The 26,641-nt window shown below is 52.4% G+C and carries 25 protein-coding genes and 1 pseudogene; 22 read left to right on the top strand and 4 right to left on the bottom strand.

Annotation, left to right across the window (positions count from 1 at the left end):
- Positions 1-67: 67 nt before the first annotated feature.
- Positions 68-2,083 (bottom strand): prolyl oligopeptidase family protein, encoded by a 2,016-nt coding sequence (locus RRV97_RS08505; protein WP_315611271.1) that lies wholly within the window; start codon positions 2,081-2,083, stop codon positions 68-70.
- Positions 2,084-2,185: 102 nt separating this feature from the next.
- Positions 2,186-4,243 carry a polyphosphate kinase 1 gene (ppk1, locus tag RRV97_RS08510; RefSeq protein ID WP_315611272.1) on the bottom strand — a complete coding sequence of 686 codons (2,058 nt, stop codon included), beginning with the start codon at positions 4,241-4,243 and terminating at the stop codon, positions 2,186-2,188.
- Positions 4,244-4,451: 208 nt separating this feature from the next.
- Between ppk1 and fabI the strand changes: the two genes are divergently transcribed.
- From fabI to RRV97_RS08525, 3 genes and pseudogenes are all read left to right on the top strand, one after another.
- Positions 4,452-5,240, top strand: a complete 789-nt coding sequence (gene fabI, locus RRV97_RS08515; protein ID WP_003748060.1) for an enoyl-ACP reductase FabI — start codon at positions 4,452-4,454, stop codon at positions 5,238-5,240.
- Between the two features lie 448 nt (positions 5,241-5,688).
- Complete coding sequence (gene mscL, locus RRV97_RS08520) at positions 5,689-6,132, top strand: large conductance mechanosensitive channel protein MscL (protein ID WP_070837090.1); 444 nt, start codon at positions 5,689-5,691, stop codon at positions 6,130-6,132.
- Between the two features lie 168 nt (positions 6,133-6,300).
- Positions 6,301-6,411, top strand: a pseudogene (locus RRV97_RS08525) (IS5/IS1182 family transposase); the annotation flags it as partial.
- A gap of 81 nt (positions 6,412-6,492) precedes the next feature.
- Here RRV97_RS08525 and RRV97_RS08530 read toward each other — a convergent pair.
- A complete protein-coding gene (locus RRV97_RS08530; RefSeq protein WP_315611273.1) occupies positions 6,493-9,384 on the bottom strand; it encodes an Rne/Rng family ribonuclease in 2,892 nt (963 codons plus the stop codon).
- 515 nt (positions 9,385-9,899) lie between these two features.
- On the opposite strand from RRV97_RS08530, the gene RRV97_RS08535 reads away from it, so the two are divergent.
- The 12 genes from RRV97_RS08535 (at position 9,900) to RRV97_RS08590 (ending at position 19,573) form a co-directional block, all read left to right on the top strand.
- Positions 9,900-10,886 (top strand): RluA family pseudouridine synthase, encoded by a 987-nt coding sequence (locus RRV97_RS08535; RefSeq protein ID WP_070823151.1) that lies wholly within the window; start codon positions 9,900-9,902, stop codon positions 10,884-10,886.
- A 10-nt stretch (positions 10,887-10,896) separates the two neighbouring features.
- Positions 10,897-11,547: an HAD-IA family hydrolase gene (locus RRV97_RS08540; protein WP_315611274.1), complete on the top strand. Its 651-nt coding sequence runs from the start codon at positions 10,897-10,899 to the stop codon at positions 11,545-11,547.
- 55 nt (positions 11,548-11,602) lie between these two features.
- On the top strand, positions 11,603-12,112 hold the full coding sequence (locus RRV97_RS08545) for a DUF4189 domain-containing protein (protein WP_315611275.1): 510 nt from the start codon (positions 11,603-11,605) through the stop codon (positions 12,110-12,112).
- A gap of 60 nt (positions 12,113-12,172) precedes the next feature.
- Complete coding sequence (locus RRV97_RS08550; RefSeq protein WP_295696833.1) at positions 12,173-12,811, top strand: MBL fold metallo-hydrolase; 639 nt, start codon at positions 12,173-12,175, stop codon at positions 12,809-12,811.
- A 460-nt stretch (positions 12,812-13,271) separates the two neighbouring features.
- Positions 13,272-13,787, top strand: coding sequence for an outer membrane protein assembly factor BamE (locus RRV97_RS08555; RefSeq protein ID WP_049332857.1), 516 nt, complete (start codon positions 13,272-13,274; stop codon positions 13,785-13,787).
- An 8-nt stretch (positions 13,788-13,795) separates the two neighbouring features.
- Positions 13,796-14,224, top strand: coding sequence for a hypothetical protein (locus RRV97_RS08560; protein ID WP_036492127.1), 429 nt, complete (start codon positions 13,796-13,798; stop codon positions 14,222-14,224).
- Between the two features lie 300 nt (positions 14,225-14,524).
- Positions 14,525-15,742 carry an MFS transporter gene (locus RRV97_RS08565; protein WP_315611276.1) on the top strand — a complete coding sequence of 406 codons (1,218 nt, stop codon included), beginning with the start codon at positions 14,525-14,527 and terminating at the stop codon, positions 15,740-15,742.
- A gap of 164 nt (positions 15,743-15,906) precedes the next feature.
- Entirely contained in the window at positions 15,907-16,566 is a 660-nt protein-coding gene (locus RRV97_RS08570; RefSeq protein ID WP_315611277.1) for an amino acid ABC transporter permease, read from the top strand.
- The gene (locus RRV97_RS08575; RefSeq protein WP_315611278.1) at positions 16,556-17,224 is read left to right on the top strand and encodes an amino acid ABC transporter permease; all 669 of its coding nucleotides are present in this window, start codon (positions 16,556-16,558) and stop codon (positions 17,222-17,224) included. The genes RRV97_RS08570 and RRV97_RS08575 overlap by 11 nt, the downstream gene beginning before the upstream one ends.
- Position 17,225: 1 nt before the next feature.
- Positions 17,226-17,957, top strand: coding sequence for an amino acid ABC transporter ATP-binding protein (locus tag RRV97_RS08580; protein ID WP_315611279.1), 732 nt, complete (start codon positions 17,226-17,228; stop codon positions 17,955-17,957).
- Between the two features lie 76 nt (positions 17,958-18,033).
- Entirely contained in the window at positions 18,034-18,888 is an 855-nt protein-coding gene (locus RRV97_RS08585; RefSeq protein WP_315611280.1) for an amino acid ABC transporter substrate-binding protein, read from the top strand.
- A gap of 229 nt (positions 18,889-19,117) precedes the next feature.
- The gene (locus tag RRV97_RS08590) at positions 19,118-19,573 is read left to right on the top strand and encodes a four-helix bundle copper-binding protein (RefSeq protein WP_188208880.1); all 456 of its coding nucleotides are present in this window, start codon (positions 19,118-19,120) and stop codon (positions 19,571-19,573) included.
- A gap of 79 nt (positions 19,574-19,652) precedes the next feature.
- Here RRV97_RS08590 and RRV97_RS08595 read toward each other — a convergent pair whose 3' ends face one another.
- Positions 19,653-20,168 (bottom strand): acyltransferase, encoded by a 516-nt coding sequence (locus RRV97_RS08595; protein WP_315611281.1) that lies wholly within the window; start codon positions 20,166-20,168, stop codon positions 19,653-19,655.
- Between the two features lie 279 nt (positions 20,169-20,447).
- On the opposite strand from RRV97_RS08595, the gene rpmE reads away from it, so the two are divergent.
- The 7 genes from rpmE to RRV97_RS08630 all read left to right on the top strand — a co-directional run bounded on the left by rpmE (position 20,448) and on the right by RRV97_RS08630 (position 26,615).
- Complete coding sequence (rpmE, locus tag RRV97_RS08600) at positions 20,448-20,663, top strand: 50S ribosomal protein L31 (RefSeq protein ID WP_003681847.1); 216 nt, start codon at positions 20,448-20,450, stop codon at positions 20,661-20,663.
- A 235-nt stretch (positions 20,664-20,898) separates the two neighbouring features.
- Positions 20,899-22,557 (top strand): glycosyltransferase family 39 protein, encoded by a 1,659-nt coding sequence (locus RRV97_RS08605; protein ID WP_315611282.1) that lies wholly within the window; start codon positions 20,899-20,901, stop codon positions 22,555-22,557.
- 138 nt (positions 22,558-22,695) lie between these two features.
- On the top strand, positions 22,696-23,583 hold the full coding sequence (locus RRV97_RS08610; RefSeq protein WP_315611283.1) for a hypothetical protein: 888 nt from the start codon (positions 22,696-22,698) through the stop codon (positions 23,581-23,583).
- Between the two features lie 222 nt (positions 23,584-23,805).
- On the top strand, positions 23,806-24,606 hold the full coding sequence (locus RRV97_RS08615) for an ABC transporter ATP-binding protein (protein ID WP_315611284.1): 801 nt from the start codon (positions 23,806-23,808) through the stop codon (positions 24,604-24,606).
- Between the two features lie 65 nt (positions 24,607-24,671).
- Positions 24,672-25,448, top strand: a complete 777-nt coding sequence (gene mlaE / locus RRV97_RS08620; RefSeq protein WP_003748013.1) for a lipid asymmetry maintenance ABC transporter permease subunit MlaE — start codon at positions 24,672-24,674, stop codon at positions 25,446-25,448.
- A 49-nt stretch (positions 25,449-25,497) separates the two neighbouring features.
- Positions 25,498-25,992 (top strand): outer membrane lipid asymmetry maintenance protein MlaD, encoded by a 495-nt coding sequence (gene mlaD / locus RRV97_RS08625; protein ID WP_003681819.1) that lies wholly within the window; start codon positions 25,498-25,500, stop codon positions 25,990-25,992.
- Positions 25,993-26,024: 32 nt separating this feature from the next.
- A complete protein-coding gene (locus RRV97_RS08630; protein ID WP_070823637.1) occupies positions 26,025-26,615 on the top strand; it encodes a phospholipid-binding protein MlaC in 591 nt (196 codons plus the stop codon).
- Positions 26,616-26,641 lie beyond the last annotated feature (26 nt).

Consider the following 26,641-nt stretch of genomic DNA (forward strand, 5'->3'; position numbering starts at 1 on the left):
TTTCACTTACCGAAACAAGAGTATTTTGTTTCCCAACTTTACAAAACGGTCAGTCTGCTGCTTGCTTCTACCCCAAAAACTCTTTCAAAAACAGCAACACGCAGGCGAGTTCGTCGGCGGATTCGCGTTGGGTGCCGTTGCCGGTATGGCCGCCGCCGTCAGGCGAGTAGAGCCACGATTGCGGCAAGGTTTCGCGCAGTTTGGCGTAGAACTTGAGCGCATGGGCGGGATGAACGCGGTCGTCGCTGAGGCTGGTGGTGATGAGTGCGGGCGGATAATCGATGCCGTCTGAAAGATTGTGATACGGCGACAATTCGCCCAGCCAGCGTTTGCAGACTTCGTATTTCTGCGGATTACCGTATTCGTCCGTCCAGCTTGAACCGGCGGACAGCAGCGGATAACGGATCATATCGGTCAGCGGCACTTCGCACACCAGCGCGCCTATGCTTTGAGGTTCGCGTACGAAGGCGGCGGCGGTAATCAGGCCGCCGTTGCTGCCGCCCTGCAAACCGATGTGTTTGGGCGAACTCATGCCGCGTTCGGACAAATCGCGCACGACTGCCAATAAATCATCAACGCTTTTATGTTTGCTGATTCCCTGCGCCGCCTGATGCCAACGCGGGCCGAATTCGCCGCCGCCGCGGATGTTTGCCAGTACAAAGGCATTGCCCTCTTCCAGCCAATATTTGCCGACGCTGCCCAGATAATGCGGCAATTCGGGAATACCGAAACCGCCGTAGGCATAGACTAAGGTCGGCGTGTCGGGGGCAGCGTTTTTGCCGACGTGGAAATAAGGAATGCGCTCGCCGTCGGCCGAAGTCGTCCAAAACTGCTGCACGTTGATGCCGTCTGAATCAAACTGCTGTGGCTGACGGCGCATGACGGTCAGTTCCATCACGTTCAAATCCAGCGCAAACAGCGTCAGCGGCGTGGTGAAATCGCTGGCGGCAAGGTAAACCACGTCTCCGCCCCACGGTTGGTCGGTCATTTCCAACGCACCCGAAGGCAGGCGCGGCAACTCGACTTCCTGCCATTTGCCATCGGTAAAGCGCCACGCTTTCAGACGGCCTTGTACGTTTTCCAAAAGGCTCGCCACCACAAAACGCTTGGTCGTTTCCACGCTTTCCAATGCCTGCGTTTCATCAGGCGCAAACAAAAGCTGCGCCGCCCCGAGTTCGCCCCGATTCAGCTTCACCGCCACCAGCGCGCCGCTCGGATAGCTTTGGTTCGCGCGGTTCCAATCCTTGCGCAACGTCAGCAAAAGATGCCCCGCCAGATAGCCGACCACATCGCAATCATTGGGCAGGTTCAACGGTTTCGCCTCGCCTTCGGCCGACACCTGCAAATAAGTTTTGGTGTAAAAACCGTCCGACGCTTCAATCAAATCAATCGGCGAACCCTGCGGATCAAGGTAACGCCACGCGTTTACCATCATCGCGCCTTTATCGATTTGGTACACCGGCAGGCTTTCCTCGAAACTCTTGCCGCGCTCCACCAGCCACACTTCGCGCGGATAGCCCGATTCGGTCAACTGGCGTTCGTCCCAAGCCGGACACACCCACACGCTGTTTTCATCGCGCCACGACACATGGTTTTTGCCTGCCGGAAAATGAAAACCGCCCTCTACCAACTCCCCTGCTTCCAAATCCACTTCCAGCGTATAAGCCGTATCGCCGCCCGATTTGCTCAAGGTCAACAGCGCGTGGTTGGGCTTTTCCACCAAGTGCGACACGCCGCCCAAATACACATCGTCGCCGAGCAATTCGTCGAAATCCGCCACTGAAAACAGGATTTTCCACTCAGGATAGCCCGAACGGTAAGTCGCCGCCGTACACACGCGGTACACGCCCTTCGGATATTCCGCGTCCTGATGGAAATGGTACATCCGCGCGCGGTGTTCCTGACAGAACGGAATCTGCCGCGTGTCCTGCAACTGCGCCAAAATGCCGTCAGACAATTCGCGCGCTTTGTCGTTTTCTAAAAAACGCGCACGCGTTTCGGCATGCGCCGCGGCGGCAAAATTTTGTGTTTCGGGAGATTCGAGGTTTTCAAAATGGAGATAGGAATCGGGGTAAGATTTCATAGGAAAAGGCCGTCTGAAAGATTGTGAAACGGAATTATAACGGCAAAATCAAAAAAGGCCGTCTGAAACCTGCATTTCAGACGGCCTGAGACATTATTCAATTTAACGTCCGTATATTTTCCACAAACCTTCCTGCAAACCAAATGCAGGCTCGCCGTCTTGCGACTGGGTGCGGACGTAGCTGCCGTCAGGCTGCATCAGCCAAGCCTGGGTATTGTCTTCCAAGGCCATTTCCAAACCTTCGCGGATCACGCGTTCTTTGAGTTCGGGCGTGGTAATCGGTGTAGCGACTTCAATGCGGCGGAAGAAGTTGCGACCCATCCAGTCGGCGCTGGAGATAAAGGTATCGTCTGCGCCGTTGTTATGGAAGCAGTACACGCGCGAGTGTTCGAGTTGGCGGCCGATGATGGAACGGACGCGGATGTTTTCGGACAAGCCTTTGACACCCGGGCGCAAGGTACACATACCGCGCACAATCAGGTCGATTTGTACGCCTGCCGCGCTGGCTTGATACAGCGCATCAATTACGCTCGGCTCGATGAGGGAATTCATCTTGGCGGTAATCCGCGCCGGTTTGCCGGCTTTGGCGTGGTCGGTTTCCTGCTTGATGCGGCCGATGACCATTTTGTGCAGGGTAAACGGGCTTTGATAGAGCTTGTTCAGACGGCCCGGCTTACCCAAACCTGTGATTTCCATAAACAGGGTGTTCACATCGGCAGTGATTTGTTCGTCGGCGGTAATGATGCCGAAGTCGGTGTAAATGCGCGATGTGCCTTGGTGGTAGTTGCCGGTACCGAGGTGGGCATAACGCTTGAGCACGCCGTCTTCGCGACGGATAACCAAAGCCATTTTGGCATGGACTTTGTAGCCGAATACGCCGTACACGACGTGCGCACCCGCCTCTTCAAGCTGCTTCGCCCAGTTGACGTTGTTGGCTTCGTCAAAACGCGCCATCAGTTCGACGACAACGGTAACCTGCTTGCCCGCCAGTGCAGCCTTCATCAATGCGCGCACAAGCTCGGAATTGCTGCCGGTGCGGTAGATGGTCATTTTGACGGCCAATACATCCGGGTCGGCCGCAGCCTCGCGTATCATTTGGACAACCGGATCGAAAGACTGATACGGGTGGTGCAGTAAAATCGGCGACTGTTTGACCAGTTTGAATACAGAGCCGTTTTTGCGCAAGGCTTTCAGACGGCCTGCGTTGCGCGGAGGAAACTTCAAATCCGGCCTGTCCACCAAATCGGGGACGGCATTGAGGCGCACCAAATTGACCGGCCCTTTGACCTGATACAGCTCGGTAGAAGTCAGTTTGAACTGGGCGAGCAGGAAATCGTGAATGTATGCCGGACAAGTATCCGCCACTTCCAAGCGCACGCCGTCGCCGTATTCGCGGTCGTGCAATTCGTTTTGAATCGCAGCACGCAGGTTTTTCAAATCTTCCTCATCCACCGTCAAATCGCTGTCGCGCGTGAGGCGGAATTGATGGCAACCCTTCACTTTCATGCCGGGGAAAAGTTTACCGACATGTGCGTGCAAAATAGACGATAAGAACACAAAGCCTGCGTCGCCGCCGCAAATTTCAGACGGCATGGGGACGACACGCGGCAAAATGCGCGGCGCCTGCACAATTGCCATTCCGGACGGACGGCCGAACGCATCCGTGCCTTCGAGTTCGACGGCAAAGTTGAGCGATTTGTTTAACGGGCGCGGGAACGGGTGCGAAGGATCGAGGCCGATGGGGGTGAGAATGGGCAAAAGCTCGTTGTCGAAATAGTTTTCAATCCATTTCTTTTGCGCGGCCGTCCAATTGCGGCGGCGGTAAAAATGAATGCCTGCACGGTCAAGTTCGGGCTGAAGCACATTATTAAACAAATCATATTGCTCTCGGATCAGAGCCTGCGCCTCTTTCGCCACCGCCTCAATGGTTTCGGCTGCGGTTTTGCCGTTGTCGAGCAGCTGATGCGGACGCAGTTTGTTTTCGCGTTTCAACCACGCCATGCGCACTTCAAAAAATTCGTCCAAATTGGAAGAAACAATGCACAAAAAACGCAAACGCTCCAACAAAGGAACTTTCGTATCCTGCGCCTGAGCCAGTACACGGCGGTTAAACGCCAACAGGCTGAGTTCTCGGCAGAGAATGCGGTTTTGCTCGGGCATGGTTCACTCCTGAAACATCGGTCATTAAGACTATCAAGTATAACGTTTTGCCGCCGTTCCGTCAGGTTTCAGACGGCCTTGGCAGAAAACCTTATCCCTATTTGAGGCAAGACAAAGGGTTATCCGTTTTTTTCTATGCCGAAACAGCGGTTTTTGCTATAATGCGCAGTTTAATGCAACCGCAATACCACTGCTAAAGGATAAGAAAATGGGCTTTTTGCAAGGCAAAAAAATTCTGATTACCGGCATGATCTCCGAGCGTTCCATCGCTTACGGCATCGCCAAAGCCTGCCGCGAACAAGGCGCGGAATTGGCATTTACTTATGTTGTCGACAAACTGGAAGAGCGCGTCCGTAAAATGGCGGCCGAACTCGGCTCCGAACTCGTGTTCCGCTGCGACGTTGCCAGCGACGACGAAATCAACCAAGTGTTCGTTGACTTGGGCAAACATTGGGACGGCTTGGACGGCCTCGTCCACTCCATCGGCTTCGCCCCTAAAGAAGCCTTGAGCGGCGACTTCCTCGACAGCATCAGCCGCGAAGCGTTCAACACCGCTCACGAAATCTCCGCATACAGCCTGCCTGCGCTGGCCAAAGCCGCCCGTCCGATGATGCAGGGCCGCAACGCCGCAATCGTCGCCCTGAGCTACTTGGGCGCCGTTCGTGCTATTCCTAACTACAACGTTATGGGCATGGCCAAAGCCAGCCTCGAAGCCGGCATCCGCTTCACCGCCGCCTGCCTGGGCAAAGAAGGCATCCGCTGCAACGGCATCTCGGCAGGCCCGATCAAAACCCTGGCCGCTTCCGGCATCGCCGATTTAAGCAAACTCTTGGGCCACGTCGCTTCCCACAACCCATTGGGTCGCAACGTTACCACCGAAGAAGTCGGCAACACAGCCGCCTTCCTGCTGTCCGACCTCGCTTCCGGCATCACCGGCGAGATTACCTACGTTGACGGCGGTTACAGCATCAACGCGCTGAACGACGAAGAGAACTAAACGGTTTTTACGCAAAACGCACTTTCATCATGAAAGTGCGTTTTTTATGGCCATTACATTATGGTTTGAATGATGGCATAGCCGATAAGGCCGTCTGAAATTCAAATACAAGCATGAAACATAAATTGTCGTATACTTTGGCGCATTATGTTACTAACATTACAACATTATCATTTCATATCATTTAAAAAGTAAGATAGAGCATTGATTCCAAAGATAACATTCATATTATCTGATACTTAGCTACTGATAAAAGTGGTGTAAAAAAGTAACAGAAAAAATTCAGACGGCCTGTTTTTCATACAGAAGGCATAGAAGCAGGACATTTTTGGCATAAAATACAAAATTTAACATTATTGAATTCTTCTTAACTAATAAAGCGTTAAGATGCCTGCCGATTAATTGAATCACATCTGATTTTGACTCAAACACATACAGGAGATTAATTATGTCAATCGCTTCAGAATTTAAAGAATTTATTATGCGTGGTAACGTTGTCGACCTCGCAGTCGGTATGGTTGTCGGTACAGCATTCAGCGGCATCGTCAAATCATTGGTTGACGATGTAATCATGCCTCCTATCGGCCTGTTGATCGGCGGCGTTGATTTCTCCAACCTGTTCATCACCCTGAAAAACGGCGCACAAACCGCTCCTGCAGAAGGTTACGCCAACCTGGCGGCCGCTCAAGCAGCCGGTGCCGTTACCCTGAATATCGGTCTGTTCATCAACACCGTGATCAGCTTCCTGATCATCGCCGCTGCCATCTTCTGCGTGGTTAAAGCCATCAACTCTGTGAAAAAAGCCGAAGCTCCTGCTGAAGAAGCACCGGCAGAGCCTAGCGAAGAAGTTCTGTTGTTGCGCGAAATCCGTGACTCTCTGAACAAAAAATAATCACAATACCCAAACATACACACAAGCCAAGGCCGTCTGAAACCATTTCAGACGGCCTTTTTTCATACCGATCTATTTATCGTCAAGCCTTTCCCTTTGAGAAAATAACGCCCCTCCCTTTCTCAGCAAGCTATCCTGCTTTTTAACCATGAAGCAACCACTCATGGCAAATATAGTGGATTAAATTTAAATCAGGACAAGGCGACGAAGCCGCAGACAGTACAGATAGTACGGCAAGGCGAGGCAACGCCGTACTGGTTTAAAGTTAATCCACTATACAAAAAATAAGTGGCTCACTCCCTCTCAACCAATAAAAAGCCCGATGCGTTCAACATCGGGCTTTTAACTGGAAAACCAATCTTAGTCTTTGCGTGTTTCCACCAAAATCATTTCGACTGCTACGTCTTCCACTTCTACTTTAGGCACATCCGAACGGCGTGTTTTGGCAACCGGTTCGGGTTGCGGCTGCGCGGCAAAAGCGGCAACGGCTTGCGGATCGGTTTCAACGAAAATCAAATCACCCAAACCTTCCGGCAAAACAGCGGCAACAGGCGCTTTTTCAGCTTCGGCCTCAGTTTGTGTCGCCACAGTTTCAGTTGCCGCTTCAACCGGTTCTGCGACTTCTGCAACGGCTGTTTCATTCGGAGACAATACCGCGGAAATAGCTTCTTTGACGTTGCTGACCGCAGAAGCCAACAGGGCTTGCTCGGCATCGGCGCTTTCAGTTTGCGCGACGGCAGGCTCGTCTTCGCTTTCAATGGCAAATACGAATGGCTCTGCGCTGGCAACTTCAGGCTCGGATACCACAATCACCAGTGGCTCGGCATGATCATCTTCCTGCGGCAAAGGCACATTTTCAGTTTCGGCGGTTTCGTTCAAACCTAAAACATGCGCTACGGCAAAGAGGACTTTGTCGGCGGTATCGGTAATGTTCAGGTATTGCTCGATTTTTGCCGAAGACGGGATATTGCGTTTTTTGCTGTTGGAACGGCGGTCGTTGCGGTTGTTGCGCTGACGGTTGTTGCGGTCGCGTCCTTGACGACCGTTGTTTTTCACACCCTCTTCGCTGCGGGCGTTGTCGTCTGCTTCAACTTGCGCCTGTTCGCCATCGGCTTGAACGTTTGCGTCTTCAACATGGCTTTCCGCATATTGGTTACGGTTGCGCTCGTTGCGACTGTTGTTGCGGCGGCGTTTATTGCCGTTTTGTTCCGCTTGGTTTTCAGACGGCATCTCAGCCAGTGCGGCCATTTCTTGAACGTTTACGTCTTCAACCGTTTCCTCAACACGGTTACGCTCGTTGTTGCGCTCATCGCGGCGGTTGTTGCGGTTGCGGCTGCGGCGGCTTTCTTTACGCTCGTCGTTGCGGCTTTCGTTTGATCTGCTTTCTTCAAACTTACTGTCGGCGGCTTCGGCACCTACTTCGCGCACTTCGACTTTGCTGCCGTCGTGTTTGTTGTTGCGGCGCGGATTTTGACGGCGGCTGCTCGAACGGCGGTTGCCGTTTTGGCCGCGGTTGTTTGCCGTGCGTTTTTCGGCAGGCTCTTGAGCGACTGCGGCAGGCGCAGGCTCGCCGCCGAAAATACGTTTCAACCAGGCTTTGAAGCTGTCCCACCAAGAGGCTTTTTTCTCAGTGGCGACAGTCGGCGCAGGCTGGGTATGGCGCACGCCTTTGACGGCAGGCTCAGGACGGGCCGCTTTGGCTTTTTCGCTGCCGAAAGGTTTGGCGGATTCGTCTTCTTCCGGCTCGGCAACGCGTTTGTAGCTCGGTTCGCCGTCTTCTTCTACGTCATCAATGCGGATGCGGTTGATTTCGTAGTGCGGATTTTCCAAGTGGATGTTTGGAATCAGGACGACATTCACATCCAAACGCTCTTCCATCGCAAACAGCTCGGCGCGTTTTTCGTTCAACAGGAAGGTGGCAACATCGACAGGCACTTGTGCGTGTACTTCGCCGGTGTTGTCTTTCATTGCTTCTTCTTGAATGATGCGCAAAACGTGCAGGGCGGTGGATTCGATGCCGCGGATGACGCCGGTACCGGCACAGCGCGGACAAGCAACATGGCTGCTTTCGCCCAAAGCCGGTTTCAAACGTTGGCGGCTTAATTCCAAGAGGCCGAAACGCGAAAGTTTGCCCATTTGCACGCGGGCGCGGTCTTTTTTGAGCGCGTCGCGCAAGACGTTTTCAACATCGCGCTGGTGTTTCGGGTTTTCCATGTCGATGAAGTCGATGACGACCAAACCGCCCAAGTCGCGCAGGCGCATTTGGCGGGCGACTTCTTCGGCGGCTTCCATATTGGTTTTGAACGCGGTGTCTTCGATGTCCGAGCCGCGTGTGGCGCGCGCGGAGTTGACGTCGATGGAAACCAGGGCTTCGGTGTGGTCGATCACAATTGCGCCGCCTGACGGCAGGCTGACGCTGCGTGAGAACGCGCTTTCGATTTGGTGTTCGATTTGGAAGCGGGAGAACAACGGCGTGTGGTCTTGATAGAGTTTCAGACGGCCTACATTGCTCGGCATGACGTAGCTCATGAACTCGGCAACTTGGTCGTAAACTTCTTGATTATCCACCAAAATTTCGCCGATGTCGGGACGGAAATAGTCGCGAATCGCACGAATCAGCAGCGAGCTTTCCATGAAGAGCAGGTAAGGGTCATGATGCGCTTTGCCTGCTTCTTCGATGGCTTGCCAGAGTTGCTTGAGGTAGTTCAAATCCCATTCCAACTCTTCCGCGCTGCGGCCGATGCCGGCGGTGCGGGCAATGATGCTCATGCCGTTCGGAATGTCGAGTTCTGCCATGGCGGCTTTCAACTCTTGACGCTCTTCGCCTTCGATACGGCGGGATACGCCGCCGCCGCGCGGGTTGTTCGGCATCAATACCAGATAGCGGCCAGCCAGGCTGATGAAGGTGGTCAGCGCCGCGCCTTTATTGCCGCGCTCGTCTTTTTCGACTTGGACGATGACTTCCATGCCTTCTTTGAGCACGTCCTGAATACGCGCCCTGCCGCCTTCGTAGTCGCGGAAATACGAACGCGACACTTCCTTAAACGGCAAAAAGCCGTGGCGGTCGGTTCCGTAATCGACGAAACACGCTTCCAGCGACGGCTCGATGCGGGTAATGATACCTTTGTAGATATTGCCTTTACGCTGTTCTTTGCCCAGCGTTTCGATGTCCAAGTCCAAAAGGTTTTGGCCATCGACAATGGCAACGCGCAGCTCTTCGGCCTGCGTTGCGTTGAATAACATTCTTTTCATAGTCACCTCGTGAACAGCGGCCGTTTGATTTGTGAATATCTTTTTCAGACGGCCTGTCTGTCCGGTTGGCACTCTGCAAAGGCAAGATGGGGGAACCCCTGTGTAACCAGTTTTTGATTTGAAATCCGCAAGGTTGCATGCTTAAACTCAAGCCATGTGCGGACGGATTCGGATAAAGAAGGAAATAAAGAACAATGCGGCGGAAAGGTTGATGGTTCCGCTGCCGTCCGAATGCTGATGTTTCGGACAAAATGAAGGCAGCCTACATCTTCTTATTATCGTAGCGCCGGTAATTTCGGACGGTGCTGCGCGGACTGCGTCTTACGCCCGGCCGGACGGCAGGTTCAATTCAAACTTAATTACGGGATTGCGTTTGCCGGCTTTGAACAAACACAAGGAAATGCTTTGCGGAGTGCGTTTTTAATATAAAATCTCGTTTTAACAATAAATCCGTTTCAGACGGCCTGCGACGGCAGGTTCAAGTCCCGAAACGGACGTTTGGGATTATAGAGAAAATGCACGCAATACGCAAAGATTCAGTCAGCCTGATTGCCGTTGCCGAACACGAGGAAGGCCAACGCCTTGATAACTATCTGATAAAAATCCTCAAAGGCGTCCCGAAAAGCCATATCCACCGCATCATCCGCGCCGGCGAAGTGCGGCTGAACAAAAAACGCTGCAAACCCGACAACCGCATTCAGGCAGGTGATACCGTCCGCATTCCGCCGATACGCACCGCCGAAAAACAAAGGCCGTCTGAAAGTCAGGCCGCGCCGGCACGCGAATTTGACATCGTTTACGAAGACGATGCGCTTTTGGTCATCAACAAACCGTCCGGCGTTGCCGTCCACGGCGGCAGCGGCGTGAGCTTCGGCGTCATCGAACAAATCCGCCGCGCCCGTCCCGAAGCGCGTTATCTCGAACTCGTCCACCGCCTCGACAAAGACACCAGCGGCCTTTTGATGATCGCCAAAAAACGCAGCGCCTTGGTGAAACTGCACGAAGCCATCCGCAACGACCATCCGAAAAAAATCTATCTCGCGCTGGGTGTCGGCAGGCTGCCGAACGACCGCTTCCACGTCAAGCTCCCCCTGTTCAAATACACCGGCGCACAAGGCGAAAAAATGGTGCGCGTCAGCGAAGACGGCCAATCCGCCCACACCATCTTCCGCGTATTAAACCGTTTTTCAGACGGCCTTTTGCACCAAGTCGGCCTGTCCGACCTGACCTTTGTCGAAGCCACCCTGAAAACCGGCCGCACCCACCAAATCCGCGTCCACCTGCAATCGCAAGACTGCCCCATTGCCGGCGACGAACGCTACGGCGACTATCAAGCCAACAAACGCCTGCAGAAACTCGGTTTGAAAAGAATGTTCCTGCACGCTTCCGAGCTACACCTCGCCCATCCGCTGACCGGCGAAAAACTGATTCTGAAAGCCCCCCTGCCGCAAGAATTGGCGCAATTCGTTTTAATGTTGGAAAATCAGGAAAAGGCCGTCTGAAAGGAAACTCATGAAACCCAAACTCATTATTTTCGACTGGGACGGCACGCTTGCCGACACCACCAACCCCATCATCCACACCTTCCAACAAAGCTTTGCCGATTGCGGCCTGCCCGTTCCCGAAGCCGACCAAATCCGCCCGCTCATCGGATACAGCCTCTCCAGCATCATCCGCCGCCTTGCCCACAACGTCAGCGAACACGTTCAGGAAACCCTGATTGAGACCTATGCCGCGCACTACCTCAATCCCAACAACCGCAACATGACCCTGTTCCCCGAAGCCCTGCCCTGCCTGCAACGCTTGAAGCAACAAGGCTATTGGCTTGCAGTAGCGACCGGCAAGGGTCGGAGCGGCTTGGACAAAGCCATCGCACAAACCGACACCCAAGCCTTTTGGCTGGAAACCGCCTGCGCTAGCGAATATCCGTCCAAACCTGCGCCCGATATGGTACTCGCCCTCTGCGACCGACTGGGCGTTGAGCCGGAAGAGGCCGTCGTCGTCGGCGACACCACCCACGACCTAGAAATGGCCGCCAACGCCAAAATCCGCGCCATCGCTGTCACCACCGGCGCACATACCGCCAAACAGCTTTCCGCCCTACCCCATGTCGCCATGCTCAACAGCCTGGCCGAATTGCCTGACGTATTGGAAACCTTATAAATGACGGTATGCTTCAACTGACACAGATTTAAATAACTAATAGATTGGATTTGAAATGAAAAAATTGTTTTTTGTGTTATTGGGGCTGGCAAGCCTTAATGTCTGCGTTGCCAACCCTACTTATGATGCAACCAGAGGCGCGTTGCAAAATGACCCTGGCCTATGCCAATACGGATACAACCCCAATTGTGGTTCGTCTCGTCAAAATCAACGAAATCAGCCTACAGAAATTATTCATATTAAAGTCCCTTCAAAATATGGAGCATGGGCAATCAATTCTAAAACAGGTATATCAGGTGGAGCACTAGAGATGGATTCACTTGAAGAAGCCAAAAAACAGGCTATTAAAACCTGCGAACAAGGTGGAAAAAATAAACCGTGTAAAATTGGTGCTTGGGTTCGTAATGGCTGTATTGCAGCTGCTCAAAGAAAAGATGGTAGACTTTTTTTCGGTATAAACGACCCCGGTCTTGCTGAAGTGGAAGCATTGAGGAAATGCCAAGCTTCAGGAGGAATTCAGTGTAAAATTACAACTCCTGAAGGTTGCTCAATGCCTAGATTCTAAATAGACCAAAGGCCGTCTGAAACGTAAACAACATTAAATAAGCATTTCCCAGGAACACCCATGGCACTCCAATTTGAAATCAACGCCGTTACCCCCTTCCGTCAAAACTGCACGCTGATTTGGGATGACGAAACCAAAGAAGCCGTGTTGACCGATGTCGGCGGCGACGTACCCTATTTATTGCAACAAGTCCAAAACAAAGGCCTCAAGCTGACCGCCATTTGGCTGACCCACGGCCATCTTGACCATGCAGGCGGCGTGGTTGAGCTTTTGAAAACCTGCGACGTACCTGTTCTCGGCCCGCACAAAGACGACGAATTCCTGCTCCAAGCCCTTCCGCAAACAACGGCGCAATACGGTTTCCCCGTTTCTCCGTCATTCACGCCGACACGCTGGTTGGAAGAAGGGGAAACGCTCAAGGTCGGCAACCACAGCTTCCAAGTCCTCCATATTCCCGGCCACACTCCCGGACAAGTCGTTTTTTACAACGCTGAAAACGGGCTTTTAGTCGCAGGCGATGTTTTGTTTTATGAGACCGTTGGTCGCACAGATTTCCCGCGCGGCAATCATGATGACCTCATAAACAATATCTGCGCTAAACTATTAACCCTGCCTGAAAACACGCAAGTTATCGCCGGACACGGCCGCATGACCAGCATCGGGCATGAGAAAAGGTACAATCCGTTTCTGGTTCGTTAATATGAATGTTGTATAAAGCCAACATTCCGGCATACACAAATTATGCGCATCAAGGAAAACTGGCATACAATTTGCAAGGATAACACCCGAAAGATTAAGTACCTAATCTCCGGCAAATGCCAAAATGAACTAAAGCACAAAGATAACAAGGTATTACGCAATACAACCTGATTTATCGAAAACCGGATATCTCTAAACCCCAAGCCTTACTCGCAGTGAAATTGTTACAAAGTGACAATAAATGTCAGTCGGGCCGTCTGAACGGTTCTGCCGATTCAGGCGGATACAGCAGAGATGGGGCGCAATGCTCTGCCGGAATGTGCCGATGTTCTGTTTGTCAAACCGTCGGGTACATCTTTAAAGAAGCACAACATTATTTGGGTAAACCGGCAAACTCGCTGCCGGCACTAACAGGCCGTCTGAAAAGTTCGGCCGGTAAAATCAATAAAAGGATTATCAAATGAAAAAAATCGCAAAAGTGGGCTTCGTCCTGCTGGCTACCGGCCTGCTGGCCGCCTGTGCTACTAAGAGCAAAATCACTCCTGAAGGCACTACAGACGAGCCACGCTTCCCTAAACCTTACTCCCTGACCTTCAACAAAGACCGCGGTACATTCCCGACTTTTGACGAGCTGGATCAAATGCGTCCTGGCCTGACCAAAGACGACATCTACAAAATCCTCGGCCGTCCTCACTACGACGAAGGCATGGTTGGCGTGCGTGAATGGGACTACCTGTTCCACTTCTACACCCCGGGCGTAGGTGTTGACCCTGAAAACACTTCCGGCGTTGAAGGCATCACTACTTGCCAATACAAAGTGATCTTCGACAAAGACAAATTTGCACGCAGCTTCTTCTGGAATCCAGTATTCCCTAAAGATGCCGTATGTCCTCCTCCAGCACCTACACCTAAACAAGAGCCTCAAGTGATCATCCGCGAGATCATTAAAGAAGCTCCTAAACGCATCCGTCAATAAGGACAAATTTGAAACGGATCCTATTGGGTATAGCCTTGGCAGCAGGTCTGAATTCTTTGGCCGCTGCCGATGCTGTCAGTGACTATATCCAGCGTAAAAAAGTTGTGGTCAATACAGCTAAGGCGGAGCTTTGCTTTGCCGATGACGGTCAGTGCCATCCGGTACTGATTGGCAAGACCACGCCGAAAGGCAAATTCAATATGACGCCGATGATGACCAGCAAACCGGGTTACGGTGGCGAGGTTATCGGCTTCAAAGAAGAAAATGACTTTCTGTTTGCGTTACACAGGGTATGGACGCTCAAACCGCAGGAAAGACGCATGGAACGCATCGCTTCTCCCAATGTGGCCGACCGCATCATAACCAATGGTTGTATCAACGTACAAAATAATGTGTACGAAAAACTGCGTCAGTATTTCATTTTGGAAATCATCTGATGTAAGTCAGTCAAACAAAGGCCGTCTGAAACTTTTCAGACGGCCTTTCTTCTCAAACGAAAATTCAACGGCATTTGCTTGCTCCGTCAGAGCCAAACGAAGAATATTTGACCGCTTCATTCTCTACTCATCCTCAAGCCATATCACTTTTTACCATATCCAAAGAACCAACGGTTATTTATGCCGTTTCTTGCCCAATGCTAGAATCGCGCGTTTATATATCGGCCCGCCGAGAAATCAAATAAATAATATAGCGGCAGGAATAGCTTTTGCTCCCTGTCCCTTACACACACAAACATCATGACCGATTCTTCTGCCAAATTACCCAATTTGTGGCTGCTGATTGCCGCTGCCGCCTCCATCCTGCTGATTACCATCGGCATGAGGATGACTTTAGGGCTTTTTGTCCTGCCCGTCGTCAACTCGACCGAGTTGAGCATGACCCAGTTCAGCCTGATTATTGCCGTTTTCCAATTGATGTGGGGCATATCGCAACCCTTGTCCGGCGCGTTAGCCGACCGCTTCGGCGCGTTTAAGGTTTTAGCCGGCGGTACGGTTCTGTTGATTGCCGCCTGTCTGATGGTACCGCAAATGCCGACTTATTGGGGACTGATGCTGGGTATCGGTTTATTGTTGGCATTCGGTACGGGTTCGGGCGGATTTTCCATCATTATGGGACAGGTCGCCGCCAAAACGCCGACTCATCGGCGCGGCTTGGCTTCCGGCTTGGTCAATGCAGGCGGGTCCGCAGGGCAATTTTTGTTCGCGCCGCTGGTTCAAGGTTTGATTGCCCTGCCCCGCATCGGCTGGACAGGGACATTTTATGTTTGGGCAGTCATTGCCATCTTGATTTTGCCGATTTCTTGGTGGCTGGCCGGCGGCAAACATGCTTCTCACACCGTCCATACCGACGACGGCGGCCAAACCTTGAAGCAGGCCGTCTGCAAGGCTTTCAACAACCGCAGCTATATCTTGCTGCATTTGGGTTTCTTTACCTGCGGTTTCCACATCGCCTTTTTAGTTACCCACCTGCCAACCGAAATTTCACTTTGCGGCCTCCCCGCTACGGTCGCCTCGACCTCCATTGCCATTATTGGTTTGGCAAACATCGCCGGCTGTATTTTTTCAGGCTGGTGTACCGGCAGATTTTTGGGCAAATACGTCCTCTTCGGTTTATATGCTTCGCGTGTCGCCATGATATTGATTTATCTGGCCGCCCCTAAAACCGATTTGAACTTCTATCTTTTCGCCGCCGGACTCGGTTTCACTTGGCTGGCAACCGTCGCCCCCACCGCCGCCATTACCGGCAAACTTTTCGGCACGCGCTACTTGTCCACCCTCTTCGGGTTGACCATGTTGAGCCACCAAATTGGCGGCTTTTTGGGTTCATACATCGGCGGCATCGTCATCACGCGCTTCAACGATTACGGCTGGATGTGGTACGCCGACGCAGTCTTGGCAGGCGCAGCCGCCCTGTTGAATTTACTGATTCATGAACGGAAACCGGCTGCCGCCTGACGCGGAAACCTTGACATTTCAAGGCCGTCTGAAACGTTTCAGACGGCCTTTGCCTTATTCCATTTTTTGTGTTTTATCCACAATCGATATTCCTATCCATTATTTAACACTCTCTTACAAACCCGTTAAAATACTGCCTTTATCATGCTGATTGTCTGACTCTGATGAACTGGTTTTATCTGATCGCTGCCATCCCTAAATTTGTCGATGCGGCAAAGCTGACGCTGGAATTGTCGGTATATGGCGTCGTTTTGTCGTTGCTGTTCGGCCTGCCCGTTGCCGTGGTTACGGCATACCGCATCCGCCCCTTCTACGCATTGGCACGTACCTATATCGAGCTGTCGCGCAATACGCCCCTGCTGATCCAATTGTTTTTTCTGTATTACGGCCTGCCGAAAATGGGCATTAAATGGGACGGTTTCACCTGCGGCGTGATCGCACTGGTTTTCTTGGGCGCAAGCTATATGGCGGAAGCCATCCGCGCCGGTATTTTGGCCGTCCCCAAAGGGCAGATCGAAGCGGGCAAGGCCATCGGTTTGAGCCGCTTTCAAGTGTTCCGCTATGTCGAATTGCCTCAGGCATGGGCGGTCGCCGTTCCCGCCATCGGCGCAAACGTATTGTTTTTAATGAAAGAAACATCTATCGTCAGCGCGGTCGGTATTGCGGAATTGCTGTTCGTTACCAAAGACATCATCGGCATGGACTACAAAACCAACGAAGCCTTGTTCCTGCTGTTTGCCAGCTACCTGATCATCCTTCTGCCCGTTTCGCTTCTGGCGCGCTGGGCAGAAAACCGCGTACGGAGTGCAAAATATGGTGTTTGACTGGCTATTTGAAGGACAAAACGCGGCACGCTTGGGCGAAGGCCTATTGCTGACAGCGCAAATTTCCCTGGCCTCCGTTGCCGCTTCCTGCGTATTAGGTACGCTGTTCGGCTTGGTTTTGCGTTCGCGCAACCGGCCCATCCGCTTTATCGGACGGTTTTATCTCGAAACCATCCGAATCGTGCCGATTTTGGTGTGGCTGTTCGGCCTGTATTTCGGCCTATCCGTCTGGACAGGCATCCACATCGACGGATTTTGGGTCTGCGTCTGGGTATTTACCATGTGGGGCATCGCCGAAATGGGCGATTTGGTCCGCGGCGCATTGGAATCGATTGAAAAACACCAGGTTGAATCAGGCCTGGCACTCGGCTTGAGCCGCGGGCAGGTATTCCGCTACATCGAGCTGCCGCAAAGCATCCGCCGCGTATTGCCCGGTGCCGTCAATCTGTTTACGCGCATGATCAAAACCAGCTCGCTCGCCTCCCTTATCGGCGTCATCGAAGTCGTCAAAGTCGGCCAGCAAATCATCGAAAACTCGCTGCTGACGCAACCCAATGCTTCATTTTGGGTTTACGGCCTGATTTTTATGCTGTATTTCTTCTGTTGCTGGCCTCTGTCACTGCTGGCGGCAAAACTTGAACAAAAATGGGAACACTGACATGGCTTTACTGAGCATCCGCAACCTGTACAAACAATACGGCAACGTAACCGCCATTCAATCCTTAGACTTGGACTTGGAAAAAGGCGAAGTCATCGTACTGCTGGGCCCGTCCGGCTGCGGCAAATCCACCCTCCTGCGCTGCGTAAACGGTTTGGAGCCACACCAAGGCGGCAGCATCGTGATGGACGGTGTCGGCGAATTCGGCAAAGACGTTTCCTGGCAAACCGCCCGGCAAAAAGTCGGCATGGTTTTTCAAAGCTATGAACTGTTTGCCCACATGACCGTCATCGAAAACATCCTCTTAGGCCCAGTGAAAGTACAAAACCGCAACCGTGCCGAAGCAGAGGCACAAGCCGACAAACTGCTGGAACGCGTCGGCCTGCTCGACCGCAAAAACGCCTATCCGCGCGAACTCTCCGGCGGCCAGAAACAGCGCATCGCCATTGTCCGCGCCCTGTGCCTAAATCCGGAAGTCATCCTGCTGGACGAAATCACCGCCGCACTCGACCCCGAAATGGTGCGCGAAGTCTTGGAAGTGGTTTTAGAACTCGCCCATGAAGGCATGAGCATGCTCATCGTAACCCATGAAATGGGGTTTGCCCGCAAAGTTGCCGACCGCATCGTCTTCATGGACAAAGGCGGCATCGTCGAGTCGTCCGACCCCGAAACCTTCTTCTCCGCCCCCAAAAGCGAACGCGCCCGCCAATTCTTGGCAGGCATGGACTACTGATTTTATTTTCAGGCCGTCCGAACCCTTTTTCAGACGGCCTCCACTTTCAACCAAACATTTTGAAAAGGAAACACTCATGCAATTGAATGCCAAATTCAAAGCCCTCCTCGCCTCTGCCGCCATCGCCGTCGGCCTGACTGCTTGCGGAGGCAGCTCCGGCGATGCCCAATCTTCACAAAGCAGCGGCGCGGCGACCGTTGCCTCCATCAAAGAAAAAGGCGTCATCCGTATCGGTGTATTCGGCGACAAGCCTCCGTTCGGCTATGTTGACGCCAACGGCAAAAACCAAGGCTTTGACGTTGAAATCGCCAAAGACCTGGCCAAAGACCTGCTCGGCAGCCCCGACAAAGTCGAATTCGTCCTGACCGAGGCCGCAAACCGCGTCGAATACGTCCGTTCCGGCAAAGTCGACCTCATCCTCGCCAACTTCACCAAAACACCCGAACGCGCCGAAGCCGTCGATTTCGCCGACCCTTACATGAAAGTGGCCTTGGGCGTAGTTTCCCCCAAAGACAAGCCGATTACCGACGTTGCGCAATTGAAAGACCAAACCCTTCTGGTCAACAAAGGCACCACCGCCGACGCCTTCTTCACCAAAAGCCATCCTGAAGTCAAACTGCTGAAATTCGACCAAAATACCGAAACCTTCGACGCACTGAAAGACGGCCGCGGCGTAGCACTCGCCCACGACAACGCCCTGCTGTGGGCATGGGCAAAAGAAAACCCGAATTTTGAAGTCGCCATCGGCAACCTCGGCCCTGCCGAATTCATCGCCCCGGCTGTTCAAAAAGGCAACACCGACCTCCTGAACTGGGTCAACGGCGAAATCGCCGCCATGAAAAAAGACGGCCGTCTGAAAGCCGCCTATGAAAAAACCCTCTTGCCCGTGTATGGCGAGAAAGTCAAACCGGAAGAATTGTTGGCGGAATAAACCGACTATTTTCTCGGCAAAAAGTCACTTGGCCGTATTTCAGCTATCCGATTTGTGATTGATTTAAACAAATATCATACCTAACAGCAGGCCGTCTGAACGTGCTATCGATACCTTCAGACGGCCTGTTGTTTAAAAACGAATAACATGGTAACCTTTTAATAATGGATGAAATAATTCGTCCGATATTTCTACAAATATTTCTACAAAGCAAAAAGGACTCTATCTTATGAACCGTCGTCAATTTATCGGCAGCGCTGCTGCTGTTTCCCTCACCGCCGCCGCTTCTTTCGCCCGCGCTCACGACCACGCAGGCCATGCACACCATGCTGGTCACGCGCATTCTGCACCGCGCGCCTACGAAGCTGCGCGCAAAGCGGCCGCACATTGCGTTGAAGCCGGTCAAATCTGTCTGGCACACTGCATCGCCCTGTTGAGCGAAGGCGATACCTCCATGAAAGACTGCGCAGCCGGCGCTAACCAAATGTTGGCACTGTGCGGCACATTGCAAAACCTCGCTGCCCAAAATTCACGCCTGACCCCGTCTTTAGCAAAAGTGTGCATCGAAGCCTGCAAACAATGTGCTGCCGCCTGCAAAGAACACGCCAGCCACCACGCTGAATGCAAAGCCTGCTACGAATCTTGCTTGGCTTGCATTAAAGAATGCCAAAAAATTGCCGCTTAATCAATATTAAAAAAGGCCGTCTGAATTTCAGACGGCCTTTTATTTTACTATTTTGTTTACGCTATTCGGCTGCAAGCTCTTACTCATCCAGCAGTTTTTTCCGAACAATCGCAGGGTTGCCCGCAGCCACGCAATAAGGCGGCACATCTTTGGTAACCACCGAACCTGCGCCGATTACCGCGCCCTTTCCGATGGTAACACCGCCCATGATAATCGCACGCCGACCAATCCAAACATCATCTTCAATCACAATCGGGCGGATGTCTGTATAACCTTCAAAACGGCGGGTTTCAGGGTTGAATTTGTGGTTGGTCGAATAAAACAGGCATTCCGGCCCCATCATCACATTCTTGCCAAGGGTCAAACCGCGGCAGATTTCGCAATTTACGCCGATACCCGAATTATCGCCGACTACCGTATCCGGAAAAACGTATCCGCCTTTTTCAATATTGACGTTTTTACCGATGTTTGGAGAAATGCACGCAGCCAAAGCAGCACGGAATTTTTGCGCAATCCGGCCGAATGGTTTGCAATAAGACGGAGGCAACATTCCTCCCCAAACACGCAAAATGCACGTCAATATCCTTTTCCACATTGATTCCGTCTCCTGTTCGTACAAGCGTAAATATTATTCAGACTATTATTCTTCTTAAAGTTTCACATCAGAGGAGGTTTTACATCCTCTTTTCAGTGAGATTACAATCTGACCGCATAATATTTGGTTCGAGAGTCTATTCTAAACTGTTCTTGTCTGTTGCGAAACTGCCCTGCTACAAAATATCCTCTTGACGAAACAGCCAAAAATAGCGAAAATTCCACGCTTAACTGAAGTACAGGCAAAACCCCTGTGCCCGCTTAATCGAAAGGAAATCAAATGAAACAAGGTATTCACCCGAACTACCACGAAATCAACGTTACCTGCTCTTGCGGCAACAAATTCGTGACCAAATCCGCAATGGAAAAAGACAGCTTCAACGTTGAGGTTTGCTCTCTGTGCCACCCTTTCTACACCGGTACTCAAAAAATCGTCGACACTACCGGTCGTGTGGACAAATTCAACAACAAATTCGGCAACCTGTTCAAACGCTAATTGCCACTTTGTCAAAAAGACTGCTTCGTGCAGTCTTTTTTGCATTCAGGCCGTCTGAAATATTTCTTTCAGACGGCCTAAGCTTTTTGTCGTCAACCGAATGCCATATTATTCCAAATACCCGATAAAAACGAGCCGTAAGCATTATTTTACAAAGCTCTCCGGTCCGGCATATCGCGCAAACCCGTCAAACCCTGTACCATTGCTATTCAAACCAACCGTTTTTTGACCTTCCATGCTGACTTACACACCGCCCGATCCGCGCCGTCCCCAAAAAACCCATGAAAAACCATGGCTTCTGCTGCTGATGGCCTTTGCCTGGCTGTGGCCGGGCGTGTTCTCGCATGACTTGTGGAACCCTGCCGAACCCTCCCTCTTTACCGCCTCCGAATCCATGAAAAACGGCGGCAGCCTGTTGGTTGCACAAATCTTCGGCCAACCCGATTTCACCCTCTCCCCTGCTTTTTTATGGGCGGCAACCGCATTCCAAACCCTGTTTTCGCCTTGGGCGGCCGATGCCTATGATGCCGCACGTTTTGCCGGCGTGGTATTTACCGCCATCGGACTGACCGCCTGCGGTTTTGCCGGCTTCAACTTTCTCGGCAGACACCACGGCCGCAGTGTTGTCTTGATCCTTATCGGCAGCATCGGTTTACTGCCCATCGCCCACTTCCTCAATCCCATGTCGGCCGCTTTTGCCGCGTTTGGATTGATTCTGTGCGGCTTTTCACTGGCATGCCGCCGCGTCATTATTGCCATTTTGCTGTTGTGCAGCGGCTGGGTTTTACTCACCCTTTCCTCAGGCTACCTGCTGACCGCAGCCATGATGTTTTTGGCACTTGCCCTGTCGTTCCATTCCACTTGGCAAAGCAAACGCTATCTGCTGACCCTGATTGGCGCCATCGTCGTTTCCCTGCCCCTGCTGATTCTGTATCCGCTGGTTTTATCCAAAACCAATCCCGAATGGTTTGATATTTGGTTCAACCATTATTCCTTAGGCGTATTCGGCGGCTTCCATCAAATTCAGACGGCCTTCAACCTACCCTATTATCTGAAAAACCTGCTGTGGTTTACCCTGCCTGCTTGGCCACTGGCGGCATGGACGCTCAGCCGTACGCGTATCCATGATAAAAACTGGGGCATTTTGAGCCTGTCGTGGCTGGTTATCATGACAGCTCTGCTCGCCATCAACCCGCAACGCCTACAAGACAACCTCGTTTGGCTGTTGCCGCCACTCGCCCTGCTCGGCGCGGCACAACTGGACGGCCTGCGCCGCGGCGCAGCGGCATTTATCAACTGGTTCGGCATCATGGCATTCGGTTTGATTGCCGTCTTCCTGTGGCTGGGCTTCTTCGCCATGAACTACGGCTGGCCCGCCAAACTGGCCGAACGCGCCGCCTATTTCAGCCCGTATTACATCCCCGACATCGACCCGATTCCGATGGCCGTCGCCCTGCTGTTTACCCCGTTGTGGCTCTGGGCGATTACGCGTAAAAACATCCGCGGCCGCCAAGCCGTCACCAACTGGGCGGCCGGCGTTACCTTGGCCTGGGCCTTGCTGATGACCCTGTTTTTACCGTGGCTCAACGCCGCCAAAAGCCATGCGCCGGTCGTACACCAAATGGAAGCCGCACTTTCTTCCGAATTGAAACAGCAGCTTTCAGACGGCCTCGAATGTATCAGCATCGACAGCCAAGACCAACGCACACGCATTGCGTGGACACAATACAGCCATATTAAAACCACGACCGACAACCCGTCCTGCCGCTACCGCCTCATCCGCCAAGCCGCCAACATCGGCGCACCTTCGGGCTGGCAAACCTTGTGGCAAGGCGCAAGACCGCGCAATAAAGCCGAGACTTTCCTATTACTAGAAAAAACTGCGGTACAGTAAATCACACCAGCCTCAAAACTGAATCCCCCCAATCCAACAAAGGCTGTCTGAAAGAACTTTTATCCTTTCAGACGGCCTTTGACTCACTTTAACACCGCTTCCCGTACAATGGCCCTTTTCCCTTATCTGCCTAAAAACATGAAACCCAACCGCCTTTTGCCCCTCGTCCTCTTATTGACCGCCTTCTCCGCCCATGCCAAAGATTTCATCATCTACGACCTCATGGACTACGTCGGCAAACCCGACCTTACTGCCGACAAACTCTCCAAAGTGTTCTTGGTTTACGAAAGCGAGCTGGTCAAACCCGATCCGACGGGCAAACGCAAGCACGGCGTACTCAACGAAGCGCGTATCCGCGAATTGGCCAAACAATCGCGCCGCGAAGGCTACCGCACCATTTCCACCGACATCGAAAGCTGGTTTGCCGAAAAAGACGGCCAGCTGCTGACACCCGACGAATTGAGAACCGACTTCGCCCGGATGTACCAAATCTTCAGAGAAGAAAACCCGCGCGCCGTCATCAGCAACTACGGCATGCCTTCCGAACACCTGCACGGCATCCGCCACTACCGCCCCAACGTTGACAACGAAGCCATCTTGGCCAAATGGCGGCAAGTCAGCAAACGCCGTGCGCCCACCGCCGCCATCAGCGACTATGCCAATCCTGTGTTCTACATCACTTCCCCCGATTTGGTGCAATGGGAAAAAGACGTCAAAACCGCCGTTGACGACATCCATCAACGCTTTCCCAACAAAAAAATCATCGGCTACATCTGGCCGCAATATTATTCGGCCACCAACAGCCCTTATTTCAAACAGTTCATCGACCCCGTCCGCTGGCGCAAAATGCTTGAAATCAGCAAAAAATACACCGACGGCGTGATTATCTGGTCGGACAAGCGCGATGAAAACAACCAAATCGTGCGCTGGAACGATCCGCGCATCCAAGCCACGATGAAAGCGACTCAAGCCTTCATCAATGCCAATGCCAAAGAAATCAAGGTAGAAGGTTTGCAGAAATATTAAAAACAAGGCGGGCATATTTACCCGCCCTTTTATTTACCTACACAACTGTCTGTATGTTTGACACAACACGCTGCAAAACGACCGTAGCACCAACACTTCTGCATTCTTTCACACGTTTTTACCCGTTATTCCTAAGCGCAGGCCGTCTGAAAATTGCCCGAATATCCAATACCCTTTACAATACCCGTAATTAAAATACATTTTTCGACACTCCCCTCCTGCATGAGTTCCACACCCTTCATCGAAATGAAAGACGTTGCCTTCGCATATGGCGACCGTCCGATTCTGAACAACATCAACTTCAGCATTCCACAAGGCAACTTCGCCGCCGTAATGGGTGGTTCGGGCAGCGGTAAAACCACGCTGATGCGCCTGATTACGGGTCAAATCCGCCCGCAATCGGGCAAAGTGCTGATTGAAGGGCACGATTTGGCCGCATTTTCGGCGCAGGAGCTGTACGAACACCGCCGCCGCATGGGCGTTTTGTTCCAACACGGCGCATTGTTTACCGACTTATCCGTCTTCGACAACATCGCCTTCCCCATGCGCGAGCTGACGGATTTGCCCGAAGCAGTCATTCGCGATTTAGTATTGCTGAAACTGAATGCAGTCGGTTTGCGCGGCATTGAAAACCTGATGCCTTCCGAGCTTTCCGGCGGTATGTCGCGCCGCGTCGCCCTCGCGCGTACGATTGCGCTCGACCCTGAAATCATGTTGTATGACGAGCCTTTCACCGGCCTCGACCCGATTTCGCTGGGCGTTATCGCCCACCTCATCAGCCGCGCTAACAAAGCCCTGCGCTCCACCAGCGTGATGGTAACGCACGACATCGAAAAATCGCTGGAAATCGTCGATCAAGTCATTTTCTTGGCACACGGCGAAATCATGTTCTCCGGCTCGCCCAAAGAAATGCGCGAACTCGACTCGCCTTGGGTGCGCCAGTTTGTCGGCGGTTTGGCAGACGGCCCCGTCGCCTACCGCTATCCGGCGCAAACGACTTTAAAACAAGACTTGCTGGGCTGATGTTCAGACGGCCTGAATTTTAAACAAGGCCGTCTGAAAACCATTTAACCAATCAACTGAAACCTATGAATTTTATCCGTTCCGTCGGGGCAAAAACCCTCGGCTTCATCCAATCGCTGGGCAGCATTACGCTGTTTTTCCTGCAGATCCTGGCCAAATCAGGCACGGCGTTTGCCCGTCCGCGCCTGAGCATCCGCCAGATTTACTTTGCAGGCGTGTTGTCCGTCCTGATTGTCGCCGTCTCCGGCCTGTTTGTCGGCATGGTATTAGGCTTGCAGGGCTATACGCAACTGGCAAAATTCAAATCCGCCGATATTTTGGGCTATATGGTTGCCGCTTCCCTGTTGCGCGAATTGGGTCCCGTATTGGCGGCCATTCTGTTTGCTAGCAGCGCGGGCGGTGCCATGACCAGCGAAATCGGTTTGATGAAAACCACCGAGCAGCTTGAAGCGATGAACGTGATGGCGGTCGACCCCGTGGCGCGTGTGGTTGCGCCGCGCTTTTGGGCGGGCGTGTTTTCCATGCCTTTGCTGGCGTCGATTTTCAACGTTGCCGGCATTTACGGCGCGTATTTGGTCGGCGTCGAATGGCTGGGTTTGGACGGCGGCATTTTCTGGTCGCAAATGCAAAACAACATTACCTTCCATTACGACGTACTCAACGGCTTAATCAAATCCGCCGCTTTCGGCGTAGCCGTTACGCTGATCGCCGTACATCAGGGCTTCCACTGCGTACCGACCTCCGAAGGTATTTTGCGCGCCAGTACACGCACCGTAGTGTCTTCCGCCCTGACCATCCTCGCCGTCGACTTCATCTTGACCGCATGGATGTTTACCGACTAAAGGCCGTCTGAAACGACACTTAAAAAGAATGAAACAAGGACAATAGCACATGAAAAAAAATGCTTTGGAATTTTGGGTAGGACTGTTTGTCTTATTGGGCGCGGCCGCCATCGGCTTTCTCGCCTTCCGCGCCGCCGGCGGACAATCGTTCGGCAAATCCTCTCAAACCTACACCGTCTATGCCGATTTCAGCGACATCGGCGGCTTGAAAACCAACGCGCCGGTCAAATCCGCAGGCGTACTGGTGGGCCGCGTTGCCTCCATTCAGCTCGACCCTAAATCCTATCAGGCAAAAGTCGCCCTTAATCTGGACAGCCAATATCAGTTCAGCAGCGACGTTTCCGCACAAATCCTGACTTCAGGCCTGTTGGGCGAACAATACATCGGCCTGCAACAAGGCGGCGATACTGATTCTTTGGCGGCAGGCGACACCATTACCGTCACCAGCTCCGCCATGGTTTTGGAAAACCTTATCGGCAAATTCATGACCAGCTTTGCCGAAAAAAACGCAGACAGTGAATCTGCTGGTCAAAACGAACAATAAACACATATCAACCCAATATTCAGGACACTCCCATGAAAAAAACTTCCTTCATCAGCGCATTGAGCATCGGCGTATTGAGCATCAGCATGGCATTTGCCTCTCCTGCCGACGCAGTCAACCAAATCCGTGAAAACTCCGTTCAAGTGCTGAAAATCCTCAACAGCGGCGATGCCAACACCGCACGCCAAAAAGCCGAAGCCTACGCCATCCCTTACTTCGACTTCCAACGCATGACCGCTTTGGCCGTCGGCAACCCATGGCGTACTGCGACTGACGCACAAAAACAAGCGTTGACCAAAGAGTTCCAAACCCTGCTGATCCGCACCTACTCCGGCACCATGCTGAAATTCAAAAACGCCAAGGTCAACATCAAAGACAACCCGGTCGTAAACAAAGGCGGTAAAGAAATCGTTGTCCGCGCCGAAATCAACGTTTCCGGCCAAAAACCGGTCAACATGGACTTCACCACCTACCAAAGCGGCAGCAAATACCGCGCATACAATGTCGCAGTCGAAGGCGCAAGCTTGGTTACCGTATACCGCAACCAATTTGGCGAAACCATCAAGGCCAAAGGCATCGATGGCCTGATTGCCGACTTGAAAGCCAAAAACGGCGGTAAATAATCCACCCACACACCATGCCGCCTGAT

It is taken from the genome of Neisseria sp. DTU_2021_1001991_1_SI_NGA_ILE_055, assembly GCF_032342915.1.
Classification (GTDB): Bacteria; Pseudomonadota; Gammaproteobacteria; order Burkholderiales; family Neisseriaceae; genus Neisseria.